This window comes from Parachryseolinea silvisoli, from assembly GCF_021190955.1.
Classification (GTDB): Bacteria; Bacteroidota; Bacteroidia; order Cytophagales; family Cyclobacteriaceae; genus Ohtaekwangia; species Ohtaekwangia silvisoli.
Window position 1 is genome coordinate 651,337 of record NZ_JAIOAO010000003.1, and the last position, 22,413, is coordinate 673,749.

Sequence of the window (22,413 nt, forward strand, 5' to 3'; positions counted from 1 at the left end):
GGCTTCTCTTGGGAGAGAAGCCTTTTTCAACCATGTATAAATGATGTTTTACTTACATCATACCGCCCATGCCGCCGCCGTGGTGGGGCATAGCAGGAGCTTCTTTGTCTTCCGGAATGTCCGATACCACCGCTTCAGTCGTCAGCAGCAAGCCGGCGATAGAGGCAGCGTTTTCCAGTGCCAGACGAGTTACTTTCGTCGGGTCGATAATACCCGCTGCGAAGAAGTTCTCGTATTTGTTCTCACGGGCATTGTAACCGAAGTCTTTTTTGCCGTCGCGAACTTTGTTCACAATCACAGAACCTTCCTGACCTGCGTTCTCAGCGATGGTACGCAGCGGTGCTTCCAGTGACAGGCGAACGATGTTTACGCCAGTAGCCTGATCTTCGTTGTCCACGCCGATAGCTTTGGGATCAACCAGCGCCTCGATAGCACGGATGAAAGCTACGCCACCACCGGGAACTATGCCTTCCTGAACCGCCGCACGTGTTGCATGCAGGGCGTCGTCCACGCGGTCTTTTTTCTCTTTCATTTCTACTTCAGTAGCAGCACCTACGTACAGGATTGCCACACCACCCGACAGTTTCGCCAGGCGCTCTTGCAGTTTTTCCTTGTCGTAGTCAGATGTAGTGCTTTCGATTTGAGCCTTGATCTGGTTTATACGGCCTTGGATGTCTTCTTTCTTGCCACTGCCATTCACAATCGTCGTGTTGTCTTTGTCGATGTGAATTTTCTCAGCGCGACCCAGCATATCCAGCGTTGCGTTCTCCAGTTTGAAGCCTTGCTCTTCCGAGATCACTTTGCCACCGGTCAGGATAGCGATATCTTCCAGGATAGCCTTTCTTCTGTCGCCAAAGCCAGGAGCTTTTACGGCTGCAATGCGCAGGGCACCACGGATCTTGTTCACCACCAGGGTAGCAAGGGCTTCGCCTTCTACTTCTTCAGCGATGATCACCAGCGGCTTGCCAGTTTGTGCAGATTGCTCCAGGATCGGCAGAAGCTCTTTCATGCTGCTGATCTTCTTGTCGTAGATCAGGATGAAGGGGCTTTCCAGCTCAGCTTCCATCTTCTCTGTGTTGGTCACGAAGTAAGCCGACAGATAACCGCGGTCGAATTGCATACCTTCTACGGTCTTCACTTCGGTCTCGGTACCTTTTGCTTCTTCAACAGTGATAACACCGTCTTTGCCTACTTTGTCCATAGCGTCGGCGATCATCTTACCGATGGTCACGTCGCTGTTGGCAGAGATCATAGCCACTTGAGCGATCTCGTTCGAATCTTTGATTTTTTTAGATTGGCTCTTCAGGTTCTCCACAACAGCATCAACAGCTTTGTCGATACCGCGTTTCAAATCCATCGGGTTAGCGCCAGCGGCCACGTTCTTAATACCGTGTGCATAAATAGCTTGCGCCAATACCGTGGCAGTAGTAGTACCATCACCGGCTGCGTCAGCGGTTTTAGAAGCCACTTCTTTCACCAGCTGTGCACCCATGTTTTCGATGGGATCTTTCAGCTCTATTTCTTTCGCTACCGATACACCGTCCTTGGTTACGGTAGGAGCGCCGAATTTTTTGTCCAGGATCACGTTACGGCCTTTGGGGCCCAGGGTCACTTTTACTGCGTCAGCCAGTTTGTCTACGCCTCTCTTGATGCGGTCACGGGCAGCGGTATCAAATGTTATTTCTTTAGCCATAGTCTTAGTTCGATTGAAGTGAATTAAATAGTTCCGAAAATATCAGAGTTACGCATGATAAGGTATTCCTTACCGTCAATGGTGATCTCTGTGCCAGCATACTTGCCATACAGGATATTGTCGCCAACTTTTACCGTTACAGGCTTGTCTTTCAGACCTTCGCCAATGGCTACAACGATACCCTTTTGGGGTTTTTCTTTTGCTGTATCAGGAATGATGATACCTGATGCTGTTTTGGTCTCAGCTTCAGCGGCTTCAACTAACACCCTGTCCTCGTTTGGTTTGAAGTTGATTTTTGACATATACGAATCGATTTTTAAGGTTTAACAATTCAACATGCACCGATCTGCACCTTTTGTGCCACCGTGTACGGAGAGGCGAATTACGGACAAATTTTCTACTCCTGATAGCTTTTGAGGGGTGGATTCCAACCATCCATGCTGGCCATGCTGGCAAAGTGGCAGAGTCTGCCACGTAGGGAGCGGGCAGGAATTAAGAGCCTCTTACCGCGTGTAGAAATTGCTATTTAGATATGTGTTTGACGAACAGTCGTTTAGCAACAGGCATAAAGGTCTCGTAAAACGGGAACCGGGCCTTTGACAGGATCAGGTAGGTGGCAGGATTTGGCAGGTCTGAATACTGTCGGATCAGGTCCAGTTTCATGCGTTCATAAGTATGCAGGAGCTTCTTCTCGACGCGGTCGATCAGCTCGGTGTTAAGACCCCGCAGTGGCTCCTGGCTGCCTTCGAAGAAGCTCACCTGGTAGCGGTAAATGACCGTTTCTTTTTCCGGGGGCAATGTCACGAACAGGTATCCTTCCCGTGCATACAGCGGCGTGACGCCGATGGGCGAGATCTCACACTGCGACTCCACGTATTCGTAAATCATAGAGCCCTCTTGCAGCGAGCTCTTGATCTGTGGCAATGCAAAGTCGATGATAGATTCCAGCTCCTGCATGACGGCGTCGTCGTCAATCATCTCGCGATAGGTCAGCTCCAGCTTTTTGAACTCTTCCACGGAAATTTCCTTCGGGAACGATTCACGTATCAGGGTTTTGTTTTCTTTCACCGCCATCAGGTTGCGGTAGTGAAAGACCAGGTCCGCCATAAACGGGTAAAGCTCGACGCGATCAAAGGAACTCTTTACTGCCTGCAGGTAGGCCAGCAACATGTACTTCTTATATTCAAAATCAATCAATCCCTGCGTTAGCCAATCCTTCGACAATTTCTCCATGTCCCCACTCATTTTCGTTGGTATAATGTACCCAATCTTTTTCGGAACGTCAAGCACCCCCGGTGGGAGCACGCAGGACCAATGTCAGAAATGCGGGGACTGATACCGGAAAGTGGTTCCACACCCGAAAGTACTTTACATCCGCCCGCGGTATAGGTGTTTTGGCGACGATTCTGAAGCGCCTGCATAGTATTTTGTGCATTGTCGGCGGGAATCATACACGCTATAGATCGGTCTTCTTTTTGGCAGAATAAATAGTAATCGTTGAAGCTACTTTGTGTTATTAATAACAACCCCCTCATGAAAAGAAGTACCATCCTGCTAGCCCTGCTCATCGGCCTGGCGATTTCCTGTAAAGACGACGACGCCGACGAAAAGAACGGCGGCTACAGCTTTAAAGATCAGGATCTGGGCGGCATGGTCGGGGGTGTCCTCTGGACGCAACGAAGCGGTTTTGCCCAAGAGGAGAGCTACGACGGCGAGGAAATCCTGGGCATAGACCTGGTAGAAACGGTGTCCAGTGGCGAAGGATGTGACATGTTCATGCCGGACGGCGACTACATCTTTTTCGATGTTCCCAACAAGGTTGGGCTCTACGAGCTGAGCATCAACTGGGATGCCGACCTGGCGAACAGCACCGAGGAAAGCCTGACGGTAACGCTTTATGACGGAGATGATAAAATGAATTACATCGCTACCAAGGGTGCCATCGAAATTCTTTCGATCACCGATACGGAAATTACCGGACGCATCGATGCCCGTGCAGAAGAGGGGACGTACGTAAACGGAAACTTTACCGTAGCACTGTGTAAGTAATAGATGATTGGGTTAATATAAAAAAGGCTGCCTCGCAAGGGGCAGCCTTTTTGTTTATGTCGTGGTGTAAGCCGGTCAGGCCGAGATAACAATGGCCGAAGCGCCACCGCCGCCGTTACAAATACCGGCCACTCCATATTTTCCTTTGTTTTGACGGAGCACGTTGATAAGCGTTGTCACGATGCGCGCGCCCGAGGCGCCCAGCGGGTGTCCCAGGGCTACCGCGCCACCGTTAACATTCACCTTGCTGGCATCCAATTTCAGTAGCGCATTGTTGGCCAGTGCCACGGCAGAAAATGCTTCGTTGATCTCGTAGAAGTCGATAGCCTCCGGCGCCACGCCCGCCACCTTCAGCGCTTTGGGAATTGCCAGAGAAGGGGTTGTAGTAAACCACATCGGATCCTGCGCCGCGTCGGCAAACCCATGAATGGTGGCCAGCGGCTTGATGCCCAGGGCTTCCGCTTTCTCACGGCTCATCAGTACCAGTGCCGCCGCACCGTCGTTCAGGGTGGAGGCGTTGGCCGCCGTTACGGTGCCGTCTTTGGAAAAAGCCGGCTTCAGTCCAGGGATCTTATCGAAGTTTACACTTTTATACTCTTCGTCTTCGGCAAAACGGGTAACGTTGCCCTTGCGGTCCGTCACTTCTACCGGCACGATCTCGTCCTGGAATTTACCGGCGGCCCAGGCTGCGGCCGAGCGCTTGTATGAATCGATGGCATACGCGTCCTGGTCCTGGCGGGAGATCTTCATCTCGCGCGCCGTGTTGTCCGCGCAAACGCCCATGGCGCACTGATTGTAGATATCTGTCAGGCCGTCATAGGTAAGGCCGTCCAGCAATTCACCGTTGCCAAATTTGTATCCCGTACGAGCCTTGGGCAGGTAGTAGGGGATGTTGCTCATGCTTTCCGTGCCACCGGCTACAACAACGTCGTTGTGCCCCAGCATGATCGATTGTGCACCGAGCATAACAGCCTTCATGCCAGAAGCGCAGACTTTATTGACCAGGGTGCAAGGTATGGTAAAGCCCAGGCCGGCCGCGGCGGCAATCTGCGTGGCAGGCGCCTGGCCCAGCCCGGCGGCGATGACATTTCCGATAAAAACTTCCTGAACCTGCGAGGCGTCGATACCTGCTTTTTGCAGCGCACCTTTCACGGCAATGGCCCCGAGCTGCACAGCGGTAAGCGAAGACAGGCTACCGCCAAAACTGCCGATGGGTGTCCGTACGGCAGAGACAATATATACTTCTTTCATTTGGGTTGGTTGGTTTTACGTGTGGCTGTGCTGCCGGCTACCAATCAGGTTTGTTGCGATCCTTGGGTTTGCTGGCTTTGCGCTTGTTCTGTTGCAGGTATTGCACTTCCTGGTTCTTCATGGCCTGCAAAATCATCTCCGCCTTATCTTTGCTGATCTTCATTTGCTGAAGCTTGTCGGAAAGCTGCTGTTCACGCTGCTTTTTGTCCTGCTCGCGTTTCTCTTCGTCGCTCGGTTGCTGGTTCTGCTGGTCCTTCTGCTTCTTCTCTTTCTCCTCCTGACCTTTCTGCTGATCCTTTTCCTGCTTCTCCTGCTCGTCTTTTTTATCCTGGCTATCCTTCTGTTGTTGATCTTTCTGTTCCTGCTCCTTCTTCTGCTGATCCTGCTTTTGCTGTTGATCCTTTTTCTCCTGCTCTTTCTTTTGTTGATCTTTCTGCTGATCCTGTTTCTGTTGATCCTTTTGCTTCTGTTCCTCTTTCAGCTTTTTTTGTAGCTCACTAAGCTTGGGATCACCCGGATATTTTTGTAAGCCTTCGCCTATTGCGCGCAGGGCCTCTGCATTCTTGCCACCGACGTAGTAATTGGCCGATTGGTTAAAGTACGCTTGCGCACCTTGTGCGGATGCCAAAGGGCCGACGGTCATGAAAACGGCAAATACAATGAGGTTCTTCATAGCTTACTTTTTATCGATGGTAACAACATCTCCTAAACGATCGATGAAATCCTTATAATACATCACCGACGGGTCTTTCTTGGCTCCTTCGTTCATAAGCGCTTGCGCATCTTTAAACTGGAACCGTGCGGCCAGCGCGTCCGCCTGTGCTTTTAACCGTTTGGCGTAGGCAGAAGGTTCCTGAGGCTTGTTCTGATCCTGATTCTTTTTCTTTTCTTCCTCTTTCTTCTTTTCGTCCAGCTTCTTTTTGATCATCTCGTAGTTGTAGCGCGCGTCGGCATTGGCCGGATCGGCCTTCAGTGCCGCTTTGAAGCTGGCCATGGCCTCTTCGTATTGGCCCTTCTGGTGGTGCATCACGCCGAGCTGCTGCTGCGCTTTCGACCGCACGGCGGTTTTCTCGCTGCTCGCCAGTGCCTGGTATTCTGTAAACGCGTGGGCGGTATCCTTCAGGAGGTAATAGGCGTTAGCAAGGTTCAGCAAGGCCTCATCTTCCACGACGTCCAGCGTATCGACCAGGTATCGGTACTTGGCCACCGCCGTTTTGTAATCGCCGGAAGTATAGGCCTTGCGGGCTTCTGTTTTGGTACGGTTGATCTTCCCGATCTTGATCGGATCGATTGCCGCAGCAAACAAAAAGAGGGATACCAGGAGCCATTTCATAATTTCAGCGCAGGTACATTTATGAGTACATCCAGGATTAGCAATACCACGGCAGCCACCAGAAAGTAGAAGTACTTGTTGGCGGTAACGTCTACAAAGCGTGCATCGCGCAGCTCGCCCTCAATGTTGCCGATGGTGTTGATCAACCGCGATACATCGTTGCGCGCGGCGTTTATCTCAAAATACTGGCCGTCGGTTTTGTCGGCAAGCCCGCGCAAGGCGGAAGAGTTCAGCCGGGTCGTAACCGTGTTGCCCTGGCGGTCGGTCTTCAGCGAGCGGCCGGCATAAATGTTACCACCGGCCTCTGTCCCTACGCCCAGCGTGAACAGCTTAATATCTTTGCTTTCAATTTCCGACGCTACCTCGCGCGAATCTTCACCGAAGTCCTCGCCATCACTGATCAGAATAATGACCTTTGACTTCGACTGGGTCGTCGGGCCGTCCGTCTCCTCTTCCAGTTTCTTCAGGGCCAACCGCAACGGAGGTCCAAAATCCGTGCCTGACGCAGGCACCAGGGTTGAGCTCATGGTTTCGATAAAGAGATTGAGGGCATTCTGGTCATAGGTCAGGGGGCATTGCATAAAAGCCTCCGACGAGAAGATGATGACGCCGATGCGGTCAGAGCTAAAAGCTTCAACCACCTTCTTCATTTCAAACTTCACTTTCTCTAACCGGGTAGGGGCGATGTCAAACGCATCCATGGACTTGGAGAGGTCCACGCAAATCATGATGTCCTTGCCCACCGACTTGACCTCTTTTTTCGAGCCGCCAAACGAAGGACCGAGAATGACAATGATGAACAGCGCAAAGTATAGTGTACGAACGAACAGCTTGGCGAAAATGATCGAGAAAGGGCTGTTCATGCGCCGGGCAATGCGAACGGTCCGCACCACATACAGCGCATACAATACCACAAACAAGGTGATAAAGACAATTTCTGTTATTCCAAAGTCACGATACCAAAGCACATTATTGCAGTTAACAGGTAGCAAGTAACAATGTGTACGCTGTTTATGCAAGCCGGCGGGCAACGATCTCGGTGAATGCCTACGGGGTTACAATACGCCGCATGACGTAGTCGTTCATCCAGTAGGGCCCGATGGCAATGTCTTCTTCGCGCAGAATGGAGAACCCCGCCTTTTCGTAAAAAGATTTGGCCGGATTGTAGCGGTTTACATTCAGGTCCAGCGTAGTAATGCCCTGGTCTTTAACGCGTTGCACAACTTCATGCAGCAGCATGCGGCCATAGCCCTTGCCCTGGTTGCCGGGACGCACGTACAGTTTGTGAAGCTTGTACACGGGCTCGTCCGTGCGTGCGCCATAGGCAGCAAACCCCTGAGGACCCTGATCGTCTGACAACAAAATAAATTGCTGGGTACCCTGTGTCATGACCGTTGTCAACGCCTCAACGCTATAGATCAGGTCCAGCATGTAGCGGACTTGCTCGTCTTTGAGGAGCGGCGTGTAGGTTGGCCACCACGTGTCCTCTGCCAGCACGCGGATCACCGGAATGTCGGCCGTGTCGGCGTTGCGGATGGATACACTCATGACAGCAAAGGGTTATTTCTTAAAATCGGCCAGCAGCGCATCGATGCGTTTGCGCAACCCTGCAGAAGCCGGCGCATGGGGCAACCGTACGGCCTCGCCGCAAATGCCCAATTTGGAAAGTACATACTTGACACCAATAGGATTGCCTTCCTCGTACATCGGGCCGTTTAAGTCCGAAAGCTTATACAGCTCTTGAGCAGCCTTCGTGTGATTGCCGGCGAGGAAATACTCTTTCATCTTCTTGAAGATAGTGGGGTAGGGGTTAGCCAATACCGAGATCAGGCCCTTGCCTCCCAGCGCGTACAGCGGCAGCGCCAGCATGTCGTCACCCGACACCAGCAGGAAGTCCTTCGGCATATGCTTGGCGATCTTCAAACACTGCTCCAGGTTGCCAGAAGACTCTTTCATGCCGATGATGTTCGGATGGTTCGCCAGACGCAGCGTGGTTTCGGCGGTGATGTTCGAGCCGGTACGACCCGGAATGTTATACAAAATAACCGGCACCGGGCAGGCGTCGGCGATTTTTACATAGTGTTGATAAATGCCTTCCTGTGAGGGCTTGTTGTAATACGGGCTTACCGACAGGATGGCATCAATGCCTTTAAAATCGGTATCGGCAATGGCTTCCAGCACCTCGTGGGTATTGTTACCGCCGATGCCGTATACAATCGGCAACCGGGCCGGGTTGTTGGCTTTGATAAAGGCGAGGATCTTAGCTTTCTCTTCGGACGTGAGCGTGGGAGATTCTCCCGTCGTGCCCAGCACAACGTAATAGTCGGCACCCTTGGCCGTATGCTGCAAAAGCTTTTTCAGGGCTTTGTAGTCAACCTCGAGTGATTCGGTGAACGGTGTGATCAGGGCAACGCCTGTTCCGTAGAGCTTTTTCATGTTTACAGAAATATGGGATAAAGATTATGATTACTTCAGTTGGGAGGCATACTTATACATGCTGTCGATCAGGGCCTGGATGCCGCCTGCCGACTCGATCATGAGCTCCAGGTACTGCTCGCCGCCGTCAAAATGCTTGCCCACGCGGCACTTGGCCTTGCTGCGGGCCAGCACGTTCAGCACGAATACGTTCGGTTCCAGGTCTATGTAGAATAAAAAATCAAACGGCGCATCCGCAAATTGGTTGGCGCTCGAAGACGTTATGTTACCCCAGAACGACAATTCTTTTTCAGTAAAGAAGTCGAACTTAAACTCATAATTTTCGTGCTTCGCCGGCATGTATTCCAATACTTGAACAACTTTCTCGTCTTGCTCCAGCTTCTTGATAAACTCTTTAATGACAAAGTGTTTCTGCTTGTCTTCGACTGAAAAAAGTACGCCCACCGTCCGTGCCTGCTTATAAGGCAGGTTGCTGCGGAACGCCTTACTCTTTTTAAGCACGGCGTTGGTCTTGAGTTTAAGGAAGTTGAGCTTCATCGTCAAAGTTAGATGGATTCGCCGCGCATCAGAGCTTCAAAATCGGCTTCGGAGATGATCCGCACGCCCAAACTTTCAGCCTTCTCGCGCTTTGAAGGCCCCATATTATCACCTGCCAGCAAATAATCCAATTTTTTGGATACAGACGACACGATGCGTCCGCCGTTTTTGACGACGATATCGTGTAACTGTTCACGTTCGTAGTTCTGGAAAACGCCCGATACCAGGAAGGATTTGTTTGCCAATATCTCGCTCTCCTTCTCGGGCTCGCGGGCCGTGCTCTCCAATTGTAAGCCGGCTGCCCGCAGGCGCTCGACCTCCCGGCGGTTCTCGGGGTCTCGAAAGAAGCGCTGCACACTCTCGGCAATTTTTTCACCCACTTCGGGCGCCGCCAGTAATTTTTCCTGGTCTTCGCTGGCAATCGCCAGTGCGTCAATCGTCTTAAAGTAACGCGCCAGTTTTTCGGCCACCGTCTTGCCGACATACCGGATGCCAATGGCGAAAAGTACACTTTCAAACGGTGTGGCTTTTGACTGCTCGATGCCGCTCAGCAGATTCTTGGCGGACTTTTCTTTAAAACCGTCCAGGCGCAGCAAGTCTTCCTGCTTCAGGTCATAGAGGTCGGCTGGACTTTTTACAAGCCCCAACTCGTAGAGTTGACGAATGGTCTGCTCACCCAGCGAGTTGATGTCCATCGCCTTGCGTTGTATAAAGTGTTCGATGCGCCCTCGAATCTGCGGGGCACAGCCATTTACGTTCGGGCAATAAAAGGCGGCCTCGCCTTCTTCGCGGATCAGCGGCGTGCCACACACCGGGCACGTCTGCGTGTATTGCAGCGGCACCAGTTCAGGCCTGCGTCGGGCCAGGTCGACAGCCGTCACTTTGGGAATGATCTCGCCACCCTTCTCCACAAATACATAATCGCCGATACGCAGGTCCAGTCGCGCAATCTCATTGGCGTTGTGCAGCGAGGCCCGCTTCACCGTGGTGCCTGCCAGGAGCACCGGCTCCAATTCCGCCACCGGCGTCACGGCGCCTGTACGACCCACCTGGTAGGCGACGCCGTTGAGACGCGTGCTCATGCTTTCGGCTTTGTATTTATAGGCAATCGCCCACCGCGGGCTTTTGGCGGTAAAGCCAAGCTGCCGCTGCTGGTCGATGTCATTCACCTTGATCACTACACCGTCTGTTTCCAGCGGAAGGTCTGCGCGTTTCGTTTCCCATTCATCGATGTAGGCCAGCACGTCATCAATCGACTTACATTTTCGATACGTGGGCGATATGTTAAAGCCCCAGTCTTCTAAATGGTGGATGCCTTCCGCATGGGTCTTGCTTTTCTCGCCCAGCAGGTAATATACATAGCAATCCAATCGGCGCTTAGCCACCTCGCTGCTGTCTTGCAGCTTGAGGGTGCCCGACGTGGTATTGCGGGCGTTGGCATACTTCTCTTCGCCAATGTCCTCGCGCTCTTTGTTGAGCTGCTGAAATACCTGCTTGGGCATAAACACCTCGCCGCGTACTTCAAACGACTCGGGTATATTCTTGCCTTTGATCCGGAGTGGAATGCACCGGATGGTGCGCGCGTTGTGCGTAATGTCGTCCCCGCGTACGCCATCGCCGCGGGTCACGCCCCGCACAAGAATGCCGTTCTCGTAGGTCAGGCTGATCGACACGCCGTCGAACTTCAGCTCGCAAAAGTATTCATAAGGATTGCCGTCCAGGCCCTTTGCCACACGCTTGTCAAACTCCCGAAGGTCGTCGGCGCTGTAGGTGTTACCCAGGGACAGCATGGGGTACTTGTGCGCTACGTTCTCAAAGTTTTTAGTGATCGTGCCACCGACCCGTTGCGTGGGGGAATCAGGTTGCCGGAGCGCGGGAAATTGGGCCTCCAGCGCCACCAGTTTTTCCAGGAGCTTGTCAAACTCAAAGTCACTGAGCACCGGTGCGCTCTGCTGGTAGTAGAGATCGTTGTGGTGGTTGATCTCGTCGGTTAGTTTGGCGATTTCTTTTTGGGCCTGATCCGCTGTCATAAGGGCATAAAGCTAACCGCAAAATGTGGATCGTACAAACGATTGGCGTAGTGCCGTCAGCCCCGGGTCGCGATCTTTTACATCTCCTCTGCAGGCTCGGAGTCTTTCTCTTTCAGCCGGTTCAGCCGGTAGGTAAACGTCACGAGCAACTGGCGTGACTGCCACTGGAATTTCGAGCTGGAATAATATTCCTCGTTGTCGACGATCGACCGGCGAATGCGTGAATTGAACAGGTCGCGCACCGACGCGTTGACAGTGCCTTTGCCTTTAAAGATATCGTACGATGTACCCAGGTCCACCGAGTAGGTAGACCGATCGCGCCCCTGCGTGGTAACACGCGGCGCGCGATAGTTGAAAGAGCCTTGTACATCGAGCTTGCGGAAGAACGTCCACTTCGATGTCGTGCGGCTGGTCCAGGTATAGGTGTCGGCCGACAACACCTCGTCCTGATAGGTGCCCTCGGTAATGGCCCGGTAGAAATTGGCGCTCGTATTGATCTTCCACCAAGTATCGATCGCGTGCGACAGGTTCAGCTCGGCGCCATAAGCATTTTGTTCCGCCAGGTTGATGGGAATGATCTGTGTGCGGCCTTGTTCGTCTACGTCGCTCACAATCCGCTGGACCACGTCCGTGCGATGGCGGTGGTAGACGCTGGAAAGTATCGAACCTTCTCCCCATTCGATAAGATAGCCCAGCTCGTAGGAATGTGTATACTCCGGCTTCAGATTCGGGTTGCCCATGAAAAACTGGCGCGAGTCGCGAAAGTCGGAGAAGGGTAGCAGGTCGCGAAAATCAGGACGGCTGATGCGATAGCTATAGCTCAGCTGCAGGGTGTTGCTGTCCTTTAGCTTGTACGACAACCCGGCACTGGGAAAGAGGTTGAAGTATGTGCGCGGATTGGATTCGTTTGTCTCGGTCAACGTCGTGGTAATGTCAGAATATTCGCCGCGCAAGCCGCCCTGTGCGGACAGCTTACCAAACGCATTGCCCCCCATGACGTAGACAGCATGTATGTGTTCGTTGTATTCCAGGTTGTTGGTGAACGCGGGCAGCGGCGTCCAGGTGTCATCGTCTTCCTGCGTTTCCAGCGAGTACAGGTTGTGGATCATGCGCGCAGCCGTTTTGAGGCCAGCCTCGAGCTTACCCTCTTTGCCAACCGGATGCACATAGTCCAGCTGTACCTGCCAGTTGGTCTCGTCGGCATTGTTTAACCCGCGCTGCAACGTCAGGTCGCCACCGGGAGTGCCTTCGCTATACCGGGTGGCTTCGTCGTCTACGCCGCGAATCCACTTGACGTCGGCCGTCAGGCTTTGGTCCTTGCGTTCAAAATCTTTCTTAAAGCTCAGCGTCCCTTCCAGCGTTGATTCGTCTTCTTCCTCGCGCTCGGTGCGGACAACGTTGCGGGTAAGCGTGCCTGCCTCGTCGTAGTCGTGATACGTATTGGTGGAGTGGTTCACGCCAAAGGAGGGGTTGTACAGAAAAGATCCTGTCAGCGTGGTCTTTTCGGTCAGAAAGTAATCGAGGCCCAGCATGACGTTGTGGGCCAGGCCGCCGCGCTCGCGCTCGTTATATTGTGAATATACAAAGCTGGTGTCTTCGCTGGTATACCGTTGATACGACGAGCCGAAGCCCGGCGCATTGCGGTCGTCGATGCCGTAGCTCGAAAAGAGGTTGATGTTATTCTTACGGTAGTTGATGCTATACGACGCGCCGAGCTGGTACGGGTTTCCCGCCGTGGCCACGAACGTGCCGTTGAGGCCGCCGCGCTTGTCTTTCTTCATAATGATGTTGATGATGCCTACTTCGCCCGCGGCGTCGTACCGCGAGGAGGGGTTCGTGATGACCTCGATCCGTTCGATCAGATTGCCCTGCAGCTTGCGCAACGCGTCGGGGTCGCGGCTGGTAAGGCCCGAAGGGCGGCCGTCGATTAAGATGCGCACGTTACCGCTGCCGCGCAGGCTTACGGCGCCGTCTACATCTACCGTTACCGAGGGCAGATTACCCAGGATGTCTGACGCGTTGGCGCCGACATTGCTCAGATCCTGGCTGACATTAAATACGCGTTTGTCCAATTGCAGCTCCATGGCCGGTCGCTCGCCTTCAATCACCACCTCCTGTAATACATCGGCGCTGCTTTGGAGGACAATCGTCCCCAGGGCCAGGGGCGTATTGGCAACATGTACACGGGGCACAATCTTATCGCGATAGGAAACAAACGTAACCTTGAGGTAGTACCGTCCGGGTTTTACAGCCAACGAAAAGGCCCCCGATACGTCGGAGACACCACCCACCGCCAGGGTCGAGTCAACCACGTGGTATAAGGCCACGGTGGCAAACGGAACCGGCTCTCCATGCTCATCGGCGACTGCGCCCGCCACCGTGCTTGCAGGGCGGTCCTGCGCTAGCACAGCGATCTGATAAAGAATGGGCAAGAGAATGGCAAGTACGTACTTCATGCGTCAAAATTGAACGTCCCCTTCGCAACTTCCAAGCGTTCTGGGAGCAATGGTTATTACTCCTGATGGCCTGCCGGTAGGGTTACAAACAAAAAAATGTGCCGCCGAACGGATGTTCAGCGGCACATTTTTTATGCTCGGTTCGGATCCCCGTTTCTAACGGATAATATTGCTATAGGCCTTGAGCCCATTGGACAGATCAGCGGTGTTGTTCTTGCGGTCTACATCGGCCAGACGCTGCGAAGGATCGATTTCCAGCGACGCAATCTCGGCCGCGGGGCGATCGATCTTCAGCGTATACGTTGGATTTACCCATGGCCACACCTCCAGGTCTTTGCGGGGTATAACCTTCTCGTCGGGCTTGCCACCCATCGTTTCATTCAACGGTATATAATATAATTGCTTGCTGCCGTCCTTGAAGGTAACGACCAGGTCTACAGGCATCGGGAACTCGCCCATGCGTTCCAGCGTCACGAACGTGCCGCCATTTTCCAATACGGTTTTGATGCTGTAGTCGATCTTCTTCGTGGTGTTCACCCAATAGCTCATATACCATTTCAGTTGTAAACCGGAGACTTTCTCCATGACGCGGATGAAATCGTTGGGCTCGGGGTGACGGAACTTCCAGGTGTTGAAGTATAGACGCATGCCTTTGTAGAAGTTCTCCTCACCAATAATGTATTTCAGCTGGTGCAGGAACACCGTACCCATGGCGTACGAAGCCGTGCTGTAAGCCGTGTTGGTGTTATAGTGATCCGAGTGTTGGCTGATGGGCTCTTGCAGTCCTTTCTTGATCAGCGAGAAATAAGCATTGTAGCTGCCGGCGTGCGCTTCGGCCAACGACGTGTTGAGCAGGACCGCTTCCGACTCCTGACTGGAGAAGTCGGTAAAGCCTTCGTCCATCCACGGGTAGAGTGACTCGTTCGAGGCCAGCACACCCTGGTACCAGCTGTGGGCCGCTTCGTGCAGCATCACGCCCACCAGGCCACCCAGGCTTCCTTCACCGAGAATCAGCGTGCACATGGGATACTCCATGCCGCCGTCGCCCCCCTGGATGATCGAATAGGAGTCATACGGATATTTGCCAAAGGTTTTGTTCATGTGCTCGAAGTGGCGTATGGCAAAGCCTTCCATCTTTTTCCAATTGTCAAGGATCTTGTCGTTCTTCTGGTAGAAGAAGTGCAGCTCGGGGCCGTTGGGCACCTGTGCGCGGTCGTGCAGGTAGTCCGGGTCGGCCGCCCAGGCAAAGTCAATGACATTCTTAGCCACAAAGTTCCAGGTCAGGTCGCCCGCGGGGCGTTTTACCGTGGTGCCCGGTTCCTCATAACCATAACCAACCTTATCGGCATTTTTGAGCTTGCCTGTGCCGGCGATGACGAACGTCGGATCGAGCGTGATCTTCACATCGAAGTCGCCCCATACGCCGTGAAACTCACGGGCTACATACTGGTAGGCATGCCATCCCTGAAAGTCATACTCCGCCAGTTTAGGGTACCACTGTGTCATGGAGTAGGCTACGCCCTCGCGGTTGTTGCGGCCCGAGCGGCGCACCTGCAACGGCACCTGCGACTCGAACTTCATATCGAACACCGTCTTGGCGCCGGGTAACAAGGCCTTCGGCAGGGTTACTTCCAGGACCGTACCATTCACCTTGTACTGCGTGTCCTTGCCGTCCTGCTTAAGGCTTTGAATATGTTGATAGCCGATTTCGTCGTCTTTCAATTTGAAGATGCGGTCTTTTACGCGTCCGTCCGGGTCGGAAATGTTGCGCGAGCGCACATCCATCATGCTCCCGGGTTGGAAAGCATTAAAGTATAAATGATAATACACCTTGCGGAGGGTGTCCTTGGAATTGTTGTAATAGGTAAGCTTTTGCGTACCGGTCATCTTATGGGTTTTCACATCCAACGTAACGTCCATGACGTATTCGACGCGTTGCTGCCACCGGTAGTCCTGGGCTGGCAGCCAGTGCCCGGCAAAGGTCAGCAGAAGTGTGAAAAAGAAGAATTTGTTACGAAACATGACGCATGGGTTAATGAATATTCTGGCAAAATATCCAAACCCGCGAATTTTACAAAGCCATTGGTAATGCTACGGTAACATTAGGTTTTCCGGCCCCATCTGGCGCAAGTCTTCCGACCGAAGGGAGGGCGTTCCGATAGCTATCGGAATGTGCCTGTTGAATGCCAGTCTTCAGACTGGCGAGGGGTATTAGTTGGGCACTAAACCTTCGCCAAAGTATCCACGAGCAGCTCATACTGCTCCTTCGAATGCGTCGGGAAATTAGCAAACCGCAATTGTGTCTTCTTAAACGCGCCATACCCATCACCCGGCTGCATGCCATTCTCTACCAGGAGCTTGGTGATCTTCTCCGTATGCTCCCCACACTCCGCCACAATCACGGTATTGGATTGGAAGGCTTTCTCCTGTACGAACGGATTAGTCAGCCCGTTATCGTGTAAAGCCTTATAGAGGATCGCCGCTTTATATTCTGTCTCCTTGCGAATATTCTGAATACCGCGCCGCACCATATCTTCCACCACCTGCGCGAGCAGATAGATACCCAGTACGTTGGGCGTCTCCGGGTTCTGATACTTCAGCGCATGGCTATACAACGAAGGGATGGAATGATACGATCCGATCGAAATCCCCTTCGTCAACAACTGCTCAGCCTTGGCCACACACGCATCATTGATTAACCACACACCCAAACCAGCCGGTAGTCCAAAGCCCTTTTGCACCGAGAAAAACACGGAGTCGAATTGTGTATAGTCAAACGAAGGGTAGGGCAGGGAAGATACAGCATCAATCGTCAGCAGCGCGCCCGGATTTTTGGCGCGCAGTCCTGCGATGACTTCCATCGGCAGGGATACGCCCGAGGAGGTTTCGTTGTGAGTCACCGCGATCAGCTCCGTGCCGGCAGGTATAGCCATCGAAGCATCAAAGCCTTTGCCCATGGCAACCTCGATCTTTTCAGGCTTTTTATTGAGCTGTTGCGCGATCTCAAAAAAGCGTTTGGAAAAAGAGCCATTCACCAGGTGAAAAGATTTTTCTTCTACCAGGTTTTGGATGATGCGCTCCCAGATCTCGTTGGCAGAACCGGTAAAGACAAGTGTGTAATTTTCGGGAATGTCGAGCAGCGTGCGAAGGCCGTCTACCGACTTGCGGTAGATCGCTTCGAATTGTTTGCTGCGGTGCGACAAGGTAGGGATGCCTTCGCGGAACGCTGTGCGTACATGGTCTTCGACAGTGAAGTAAAGCTGGGAAGGGCCTGGCGTAAAATTGATTTTGGGGCGCATAATAGAACGTAAAAATAAACGTTCTACAGCATCATTCGGCACCGGTGGCAAAAAGTTGTACGAAGAAATCCACAGAACAGCCAAACAAATAGCCGTTCGACCCCTGACCGAATTGCCGCTCGATAGGTTCCCGAAAAATAGTTGCCAGGTCTCATGCTTTTGCCTAAGTTTGCATCACCCTTGGATTTGGGACACGTTTGCTGAACCTAACAATTATAAACAATACCGAGTGAAGCTTTCGGTCAAAATCAGGCCTCATCCCGATTCGTCGGGACCTCGCCCAAAAAGCAGGTTAACAGAAGAAGATTGCGAACGACGGCAGCTCAAAACTTGTCTTCTATGGGGTTCAGAAACACCCACCAAATCCATTGGGTATTTTTTTTGCCTATACATTCCCGCTTCTTATAAAATAGCTTCGATTGTCTTGTCTCGCGCAACGACAAGGGTATAGTTCATTTTTCCCAGTAGTTGCAGAATCAGATGCCAGTGCAGGTCAAAATATCGATGTAATTCCTGGAGCGTCGTATTGCCAATTTCAAAATGAACAATCTTAGGCTGTTCTTTCGAAACCAGACACCGATGGAAGAAATCGGCATCTTTCGTCAAAATGATTTTGATTGTGCTCGAGGGCGTAAGACCAGATCTCACGATCCTTCATGGAACCGTCGAGGTCAACAACAAACGTAAACTGAGGAGAATGAAAGAACCGGAAAAACCGAGGTAAGTTTACGTCAACGAGAAATGCAAGCTCCTCATTATTTTCTGACATGGTCAGGCTTGCAACGAGATGATTTTAACATCCTTGTCCAGGAACCTGGAGGCAAACTGTATACAAGCAAGAATGTCTTTTGAGTCGAGGAAGGGGTAAGCCTTTAGTATATTTTCCTGCGATTCGCCCGCAGCCAAATACTCCATAACGGTTTTTACTGTAATCCGCAGCCCTCTGACAATAGGTTTACCATTGCAAATGTCGGGATTGATCGATATTCTGTCCATTAGGTTTTCCATACCTCAATATACGGAATTTTGTTATGAAAGTTTATCCGTGCCGGCAGAATATAATACTCCACATTTCCCCATTAATACAACACCCGGAATTTTATGGTATGCTCGATGGCCCGCAGCTTCGCGATCACATCCTTGTTGTACTCTTTGTTGATGTCGGTGATCACATAACCTACCAGCTCGTTGGTCTTCAGGTATTGGCCGGCGATGTTGATGCCGTGATCGGCCAGCGTCTGGTTGATCTTTGCCAGGATACCCGGTACGTTGTTGTGTATGTGGATCAGGCGGTGTGCATCCGTCAGAATCGGCAACGTCAGGTTCGGGAAGTTAACGCTGTTTGACGTGCTGCCGGTATTGATATAGTCCATGATCTTGCCCGGCACAAAGCGACCGATGTTCTCTTGCGCCTCGGCGGTGCTGCCACCGATGTGCGGCGTGAGAATGGTATTGGGCAGGCCCCGCAGCTCGTTGATAAACTCTTCGTCGTTACTCACCGGCTCGTAGGGGAATACGTCGATGGCTGTACCCGCTACTTTTCCGCTCAGGACGTTATCACGTAGCGCCTGTATGTCGACTACATGTCCACGGCTGAGGTTGATAAAGATCACGCCCTTCTTCATCAGCGCGAATTCTTTCGCGCCGATCAGGTTCGCGTTTGACTTACGGCCGTCTACGTGCATCGAGATCACATCGGCTTGCTCCAGCACTTCTTCCATCGACTTGCACTTCACGGCATTGCCCAGTGACAGGCGCTCTTCCGTGTCGTAGTACAGTACTTTCATGCCCAGCGATTCGGCAATGACCGACAGCTGTGTGCCGATGTTGCCGTAACCGATCATGCCAAGCTTTTTGCCACGCACTTCAAAGCTACCTTTAGCAGATTTGTCCCATACGCCCTGGTGCATCTTTGTCGACTTGTCCACGATGCCACGCATCAGCATGATCATTTCGGCCACGGCCAGCTCTACCACCGAGCGGGTGTTGCTGAAGGGCGCGTTGAAGACGGCTATGCCGCGGCGTGTAGCCTCTTTGAGGTCGATCTGGTTGGTGCCGATACAGAATGCGCCGATCGTCATCAGGCGGTTGGCGTGTTCAAGTACCTTCGCCGTCACCATGGTCTTGGAACGGATACCGAGTACCGATACATCTTTGATCTTTTCGATCAGCTCGTCTTCCGTCATGGCGGCGTGGTAGGTTTCCACGTTAAAGCCTTCGGCACGCAGCAGCTCGACAGCGACCGGGTGGACATTCTCCAGCAACAAGATGTTGATGCGGTTCTTCGGGTAGGATATCGCGGTATTCAATTTGTTCAGATAAAGGAATTCGTCCAGGCTCGGCGTAACATGGTCGGCCTTGCTTTTTACGTTTTCACGGGCCACGTTTTCAGTAAACGCGAAGAACTTGTTGGCAAGTCCGGCTTGCTTGATTTCGTAGTCCGTATAACCATCACCGATAACGTAAATGTCGCCTTCGAGGTTCAGTTTCTGCAGTTGGGTAACCTTGCCGCCATTGGCGGATAGCGGGTTCTCCGTGTCGAAGCCGATCACCTTCCCGTCGCTGTCAAAGCGAAACTCGTTGGCCAGGATGTTCTCTGGCTTGATGCCAAACTCCGTAACAATCGGCTCGATGAATTCCCGGAAACCGTTTGAAACGATGTAAATGTTGTCGGCGTATTTCTGAAAGAACTCTTTGTTGCGCTTAAACGATTCGGACACGCTGCCTTTCAGGCGCGCGATTAACGCCGGCAGGTGGTGTTGGCTGGGGGCCAGCAGCTGTAGCCGTTGCTCCAATGACTCGCGAAATGATATCGAGCCGTCCATACCCTGGTTGGTGATGGCGACAATTTTGTTTTTGCGCTCCTCTTGTTCAGGGTGATCCTGTAAGGAGATGTCGGCCAACACATCGAATGCTTCTACTTTTGTAAAGGTGCTATCAAAGTCGATGACAAAATACTTGTTCAGCTTCATGGGTAGGAAATGAAGCGCAAATGTAATTTATCCTGTACGATGTACGATGTGATAGGCCCTATTTTAATTGCCCTAACGGTTGTCCGTTGGTGCCGGTGCTCACAGCGGTAAATGCATGACTACGGCCGACGTACTACACACATACGAGAATTCAGACGACGCCTTGATAGCGTCAGGCACTGCTTCGCGCGCTACGTCGGTGAACCCTTTCTTCAGAAAGAAGCCGCGTGCACGCTCGGTGAGTAAATATATACCTTTCAGTCCGCGACCACGCGCTTCGGCTAACAAATATTCGGTAATGTTTGTGCCAACGGCCTGGCCACGTATACCGAGCTTCACAGACAGGGAGCGAAGCAATGCGTACGTGTCATATACTTCGAGTGCGCCCGTGCCCACGAGTTGGTCGCCTTCATAGTAGCCCACGAGTAGATCGCGTGTATAGTCGAGATCGTCCGCGGGCAAACCCGAGGCACGCAGCAACGTGCGAAAAGATTCAAAACGTTCTGCAGTGTCGATGAGTCGATAGGTCAGTTCCATGCGGCTAATGTAAGGGATCAATTCGGCGAATGCATAACGACCGCGGAAGTTTCCTGCGTTTCCGAAGGCGTACAATGCAGGAAGAGATTGCCCAGCGCCATACGCGCGCGGTTCCAGATCTTTTCGTTAATCGAATAATGTACGCTGGGGCCATCGTTGTGGCCTTTGATCAACCCCGCCTGCCGAAGGGCCTTCAGGTGCTGCGAAATCGTTGCCTGGGACAGGGGCAGGCCGTCGACGATATCGCCGCACAGGCAACGTCGGCGTTGCGCCAGGAACTGCAAGATGGCAATGCGCGCCGGATGCCCGAGCGCATGAGCATATTCGGCCAAATGTAGCTGCGCCGGCGTAAAACCGTCGATTTTACTTGCCCCCATAGGTAGTTGGTTAGATCGTAATAATACGATTTATCTGGGGCGTTGTCAACCCCCATTTTTTAAGGTTGTGGGGTGCCAGGGTCTGATTGATAATTTTCTGGATAGAGGGTGTTAAAGTGCCACTTGAACCAAGGATGTCTGGGTCTTTTCTCAGTCCTTTAGCACTGACTTATATCTGGCTATAGTCTGACTATACACTGACTCAATACTGAGACATCTCAGGGTCTTGTCCTGGTCCTTTAGGACTAGCTTATCGCTAGCTTAATACTAGCGCAACACTAGCTTGAGTCTACCGTATCCCGCCTTTAACCACCTCTGAAAAGCAGAAGGCTGTCCTGATTGGACAGCCTCCCTGTAAAATGTACGGCCTAAACCGATTATTTCTTCTTACGTTGAATCGCCTTTTCTGCTGCAGCTACGATGTTTTTAGGAGTCAACCCGTATTTCTCCAGCAGCTGCGTGGGCGTGCCGCTCTCACCAAAAGAGTCGTTTACGGCAACCATTTCGATCGGCAGCGGGTTGTGACGTGCCAATACCTGGGCAACGGCGTCACCCAGACCACCATTGATCTGGTGCTCTTCGGCCGTTACCACACAGCCGGTCTTGCTCGCAGAGGTCAGAATGGCTTCTACATCCAGTGGTTTGATGGTGTGGATGTTGATCAGCTCCACGCTGATGCCTTTCTCGGCTAGGATCGCTTCGGCCTCAACAGCTTGCCATACCATGTGGCCGCAGGCAAAGATCGTTACGTCTTTGCCGTCCAGCATCTTGTCGGCTTTGCCGATGGTGAAGGGGCGGTCAGCGGTAAAGATCGGCCAGTTGGGACGGCCAAAGCGCAGGTAAGCGGGGCCGTGGTGTGAGCCCAACGCGATCGTAGCGGCTTTGGTCTGGGCATAATCACACGGTACGATTACCGTCATGCCCGGCAGCATCTTCATCATGCCGATATCTTCCAGAATCTGGTGCGTGGCACCGTCTTCACCCAGGGTGAGGCCGGCGTGTGACGCGCAGATCTTTACGTTTTTATCTGAGTAAGCAACGGACTGGCGGATTTGGTCATACACACGGCCGGTCGAGAAGTTGGCAAAAGTACCGGTGAACGGAATCTTGTCGCCAATCGCCATACCCGCCGCCATGCCGATCATGTTTGCTTCGGCAATACCGATCTGGAAAAAGCGTTCAGGGAATTCCTTCTTGAAGGCATCCATCTTTAGCGATCCGGTCAGGTCGGCGCAAAGCGCTACCACGTTCGGATTCTGTTTGCCCAGTTCGTGCAGCCCGACGCCAAAGCCCGAGCGTGTGTCTTTCTTTTCAGTGAAGGTGAATTTGGTCATGGAGATAGTAGCGTTGTTTCGTCTGTCCCGTCTACCGACAGGCAGGCCCGCACGGTTGGCACCGGCAAAGCGTTGCGAAAGTCGTAAATAAATTTCGTATCTGCCAGTG

General features: G+C 52.4%; 21 protein-coding genes. 1 reads left to right on the forward strand and 20 read right to left on the reverse strand.

The genetic code is table 11. The annotated features are described in order from the left end of the window. Positions 1-52: 52 nt before the first annotated feature. The 3 genes from groL to K7P01_RS19880 all read right to left on the reverse strand — a co-directional run bounded on the left by groL (position 53) and on the right by K7P01_RS19880 (position 2,926). Positions 53-1,693: a chaperonin GroEL gene (gene groL / locus K7P01_RS19870; protein WP_267296304.1), complete on the reverse strand. Its 1,641-nt coding sequence runs from the start codon at positions 1,691-1,693 to the stop codon at positions 53-55. Between the two features lie 23 nt (positions 1,694-1,716). Further along, on the reverse strand, positions 1,717-1,995 hold the full coding sequence (locus K7P01_RS19875; RefSeq protein ID WP_254083083.1) for a co-chaperone GroES: 279 nt from the start codon (positions 1,993-1,995) through the stop codon (positions 1,717-1,719). A 220-nt stretch (positions 1,996-2,215) separates the two neighbouring features. Next, the gene (locus K7P01_RS19880; protein WP_267296307.1) at positions 2,216-2,926 is read right to left on the reverse strand and encodes a hypothetical protein; all 711 of its coding nucleotides are present in this window, start codon (positions 2,924-2,926) and stop codon (positions 2,216-2,218) included. A 300-nt stretch (positions 2,927-3,226) separates the two neighbouring features. On the opposite strand from K7P01_RS19880, the gene K7P01_RS19885 reads away from it, so the two are divergent. After that, entirely contained in the window at positions 3,227-3,742 is a 516-nt protein-coding gene (locus tag K7P01_RS19885; RefSeq protein ID WP_267296309.1) for a hypothetical protein, read from the forward strand. 75 nt (positions 3,743-3,817) lie between these two features. On the opposite strand, the gene K7P01_RS19890 is transcribed toward K7P01_RS19885, so the two are convergent. The 17 genes from K7P01_RS19890 to K7P01_RS19965 form a co-directional block, all read right to left on the reverse strand. Then, positions 3,818-4,993 carry an acetyl-CoA C-acyltransferase gene (locus K7P01_RS19890; protein ID WP_267296311.1) on the reverse strand — a complete coding sequence of 392 codons (1,176 nt, stop codon included), beginning with the start codon at positions 4,991-4,993 and terminating at the stop codon, positions 3,818-3,820. A 37-nt stretch (positions 4,994-5,030) separates the two neighbouring features. Further along, positions 5,031-5,666: a hypothetical protein gene (locus tag K7P01_RS19895; RefSeq protein ID WP_267296313.1), complete on the reverse strand. Its 636-nt coding sequence runs from the start codon at positions 5,664-5,666 to the stop codon at positions 5,031-5,033. Between the two features lie 3 nt (positions 5,667-5,669). Continuing rightward, on the reverse strand, positions 5,670-6,326 hold the full coding sequence (locus K7P01_RS19900) for a tetratricopeptide repeat protein (protein ID WP_267296315.1): 657 nt from the start codon (positions 6,324-6,326) through the stop codon (positions 5,670-5,672). After that, positions 6,323-7,294, reverse strand: a complete 972-nt coding sequence (locus K7P01_RS19905) for a vWA domain-containing protein (RefSeq protein WP_267296317.1) — start codon at positions 7,292-7,294, stop codon at positions 6,323-6,325. Before K7P01_RS19905 ends, K7P01_RS19900 begins: the two co-directional genes overlap by 4 nt. A 79-nt stretch (positions 7,295-7,373) precedes the next feature. Then, positions 7,374-7,874 (reverse strand): GNAT family N-acetyltransferase, encoded by a 501-nt coding sequence (locus tag K7P01_RS19910; protein ID WP_267296319.1) that lies wholly within the window; start codon positions 7,872-7,874, stop codon positions 7,374-7,376. Positions 7,875-7,886: 12 nt separating this feature from the next. Beyond that, positions 7,887-8,762: a 4-hydroxy-tetrahydrodipicolinate synthase gene (dapA, locus tag K7P01_RS19915; RefSeq protein ID WP_267296321.1), complete on the reverse strand. Its 876-nt coding sequence runs from the start codon at positions 8,760-8,762 to the stop codon at positions 7,887-7,889. Between the two features lie 30 nt (positions 8,763-8,792). Further along, on the reverse strand, positions 8,793-9,299 hold the full coding sequence (locus K7P01_RS19920; RefSeq protein ID WP_267296323.1) for a DUF6913 domain-containing protein: 507 nt from the start codon (positions 9,297-9,299) through the stop codon (positions 8,793-8,795). Between the two features lie 8 nt (positions 9,300-9,307). Further along, positions 9,308-11,329 (reverse strand): NAD-dependent DNA ligase LigA, encoded by a 2,022-nt coding sequence (gene ligA / locus K7P01_RS19925; protein WP_267296325.1) that lies wholly within the window; start codon positions 11,327-11,329, stop codon positions 9,308-9,310. 77 nt (positions 11,330-11,406) lie between these two features. Continuing rightward, on the reverse strand, positions 11,407-13,785 hold the full coding sequence (locus K7P01_RS19930; protein ID WP_267296327.1) for a TonB-dependent receptor domain-containing protein: 2,379 nt from the start codon (positions 13,783-13,785) through the stop codon (positions 11,407-11,409). Positions 13,786-13,941: 156 nt separating this feature from the next. Next, the gene (locus tag K7P01_RS19935) at positions 13,942-15,807 is read right to left on the reverse strand and encodes a M1 family metallopeptidase (protein WP_267296329.1); all 1,866 of its coding nucleotides are present in this window, start codon (positions 15,805-15,807) and stop codon (positions 13,942-13,944) included. Between the two features lie 200 nt (positions 15,808-16,007). After that, a complete protein-coding gene (locus tag K7P01_RS19940; protein ID WP_267296331.1) occupies positions 16,008-17,084 on the reverse strand; it encodes an aminotransferase class V-fold PLP-dependent enzyme in 1,077 nt (358 codons plus the stop codon). A gap of 402 nt (positions 17,085-17,486) precedes the next feature. Then, positions 17,487-17,732, reverse strand: coding sequence for a DUF5615 family PIN-like protein (locus K7P01_RS32170; RefSeq protein WP_397311128.1), 246 nt, complete (start codon positions 17,730-17,732; stop codon positions 17,487-17,489). A 123-nt stretch (positions 17,733-17,855) separates the two neighbouring features. Beyond that, positions 17,856-18,080, reverse strand: coding sequence for a DUF433 domain-containing protein (locus K7P01_RS19945; protein ID WP_267296333.1), 225 nt, complete (start codon positions 18,078-18,080; stop codon positions 17,856-17,858). Between the two features lie 83 nt (positions 18,081-18,163). Then, positions 18,164-20,056, reverse strand: a complete 1,893-nt coding sequence (gene serA / locus K7P01_RS19950) for a phosphoglycerate dehydrogenase (protein ID WP_267296335.1) — start codon at positions 20,054-20,056, stop codon at positions 18,164-18,166. Positions 20,057-20,155: 99 nt separating this feature from the next. Beyond that, a complete protein-coding gene (arsN2, locus tag K7P01_RS19955; RefSeq protein ID WP_267296337.1) occupies positions 20,156-20,593 on the reverse strand; it encodes an arsenic resistance N-acetyltransferase ArsN2 in 438 nt (145 codons plus the stop codon). A 17-nt stretch (positions 20,594-20,610) separates the two neighbouring features. After that, on the reverse strand, positions 20,611-20,970 hold the full coding sequence (locus tag K7P01_RS19960; protein WP_267296339.1) for an ArsR/SmtB family transcription factor: 360 nt from the start codon (positions 20,968-20,970) through the stop codon (positions 20,611-20,613). 377 nt (positions 20,971-21,347) lie between these two features. After that, complete coding sequence (locus K7P01_RS19965; RefSeq protein ID WP_267296341.1) at positions 21,348-22,304, reverse strand: transketolase family protein; 957 nt, start codon at positions 22,302-22,304, stop codon at positions 21,348-21,350. Positions 22,305-22,413 lie beyond the last annotated feature (109 nt).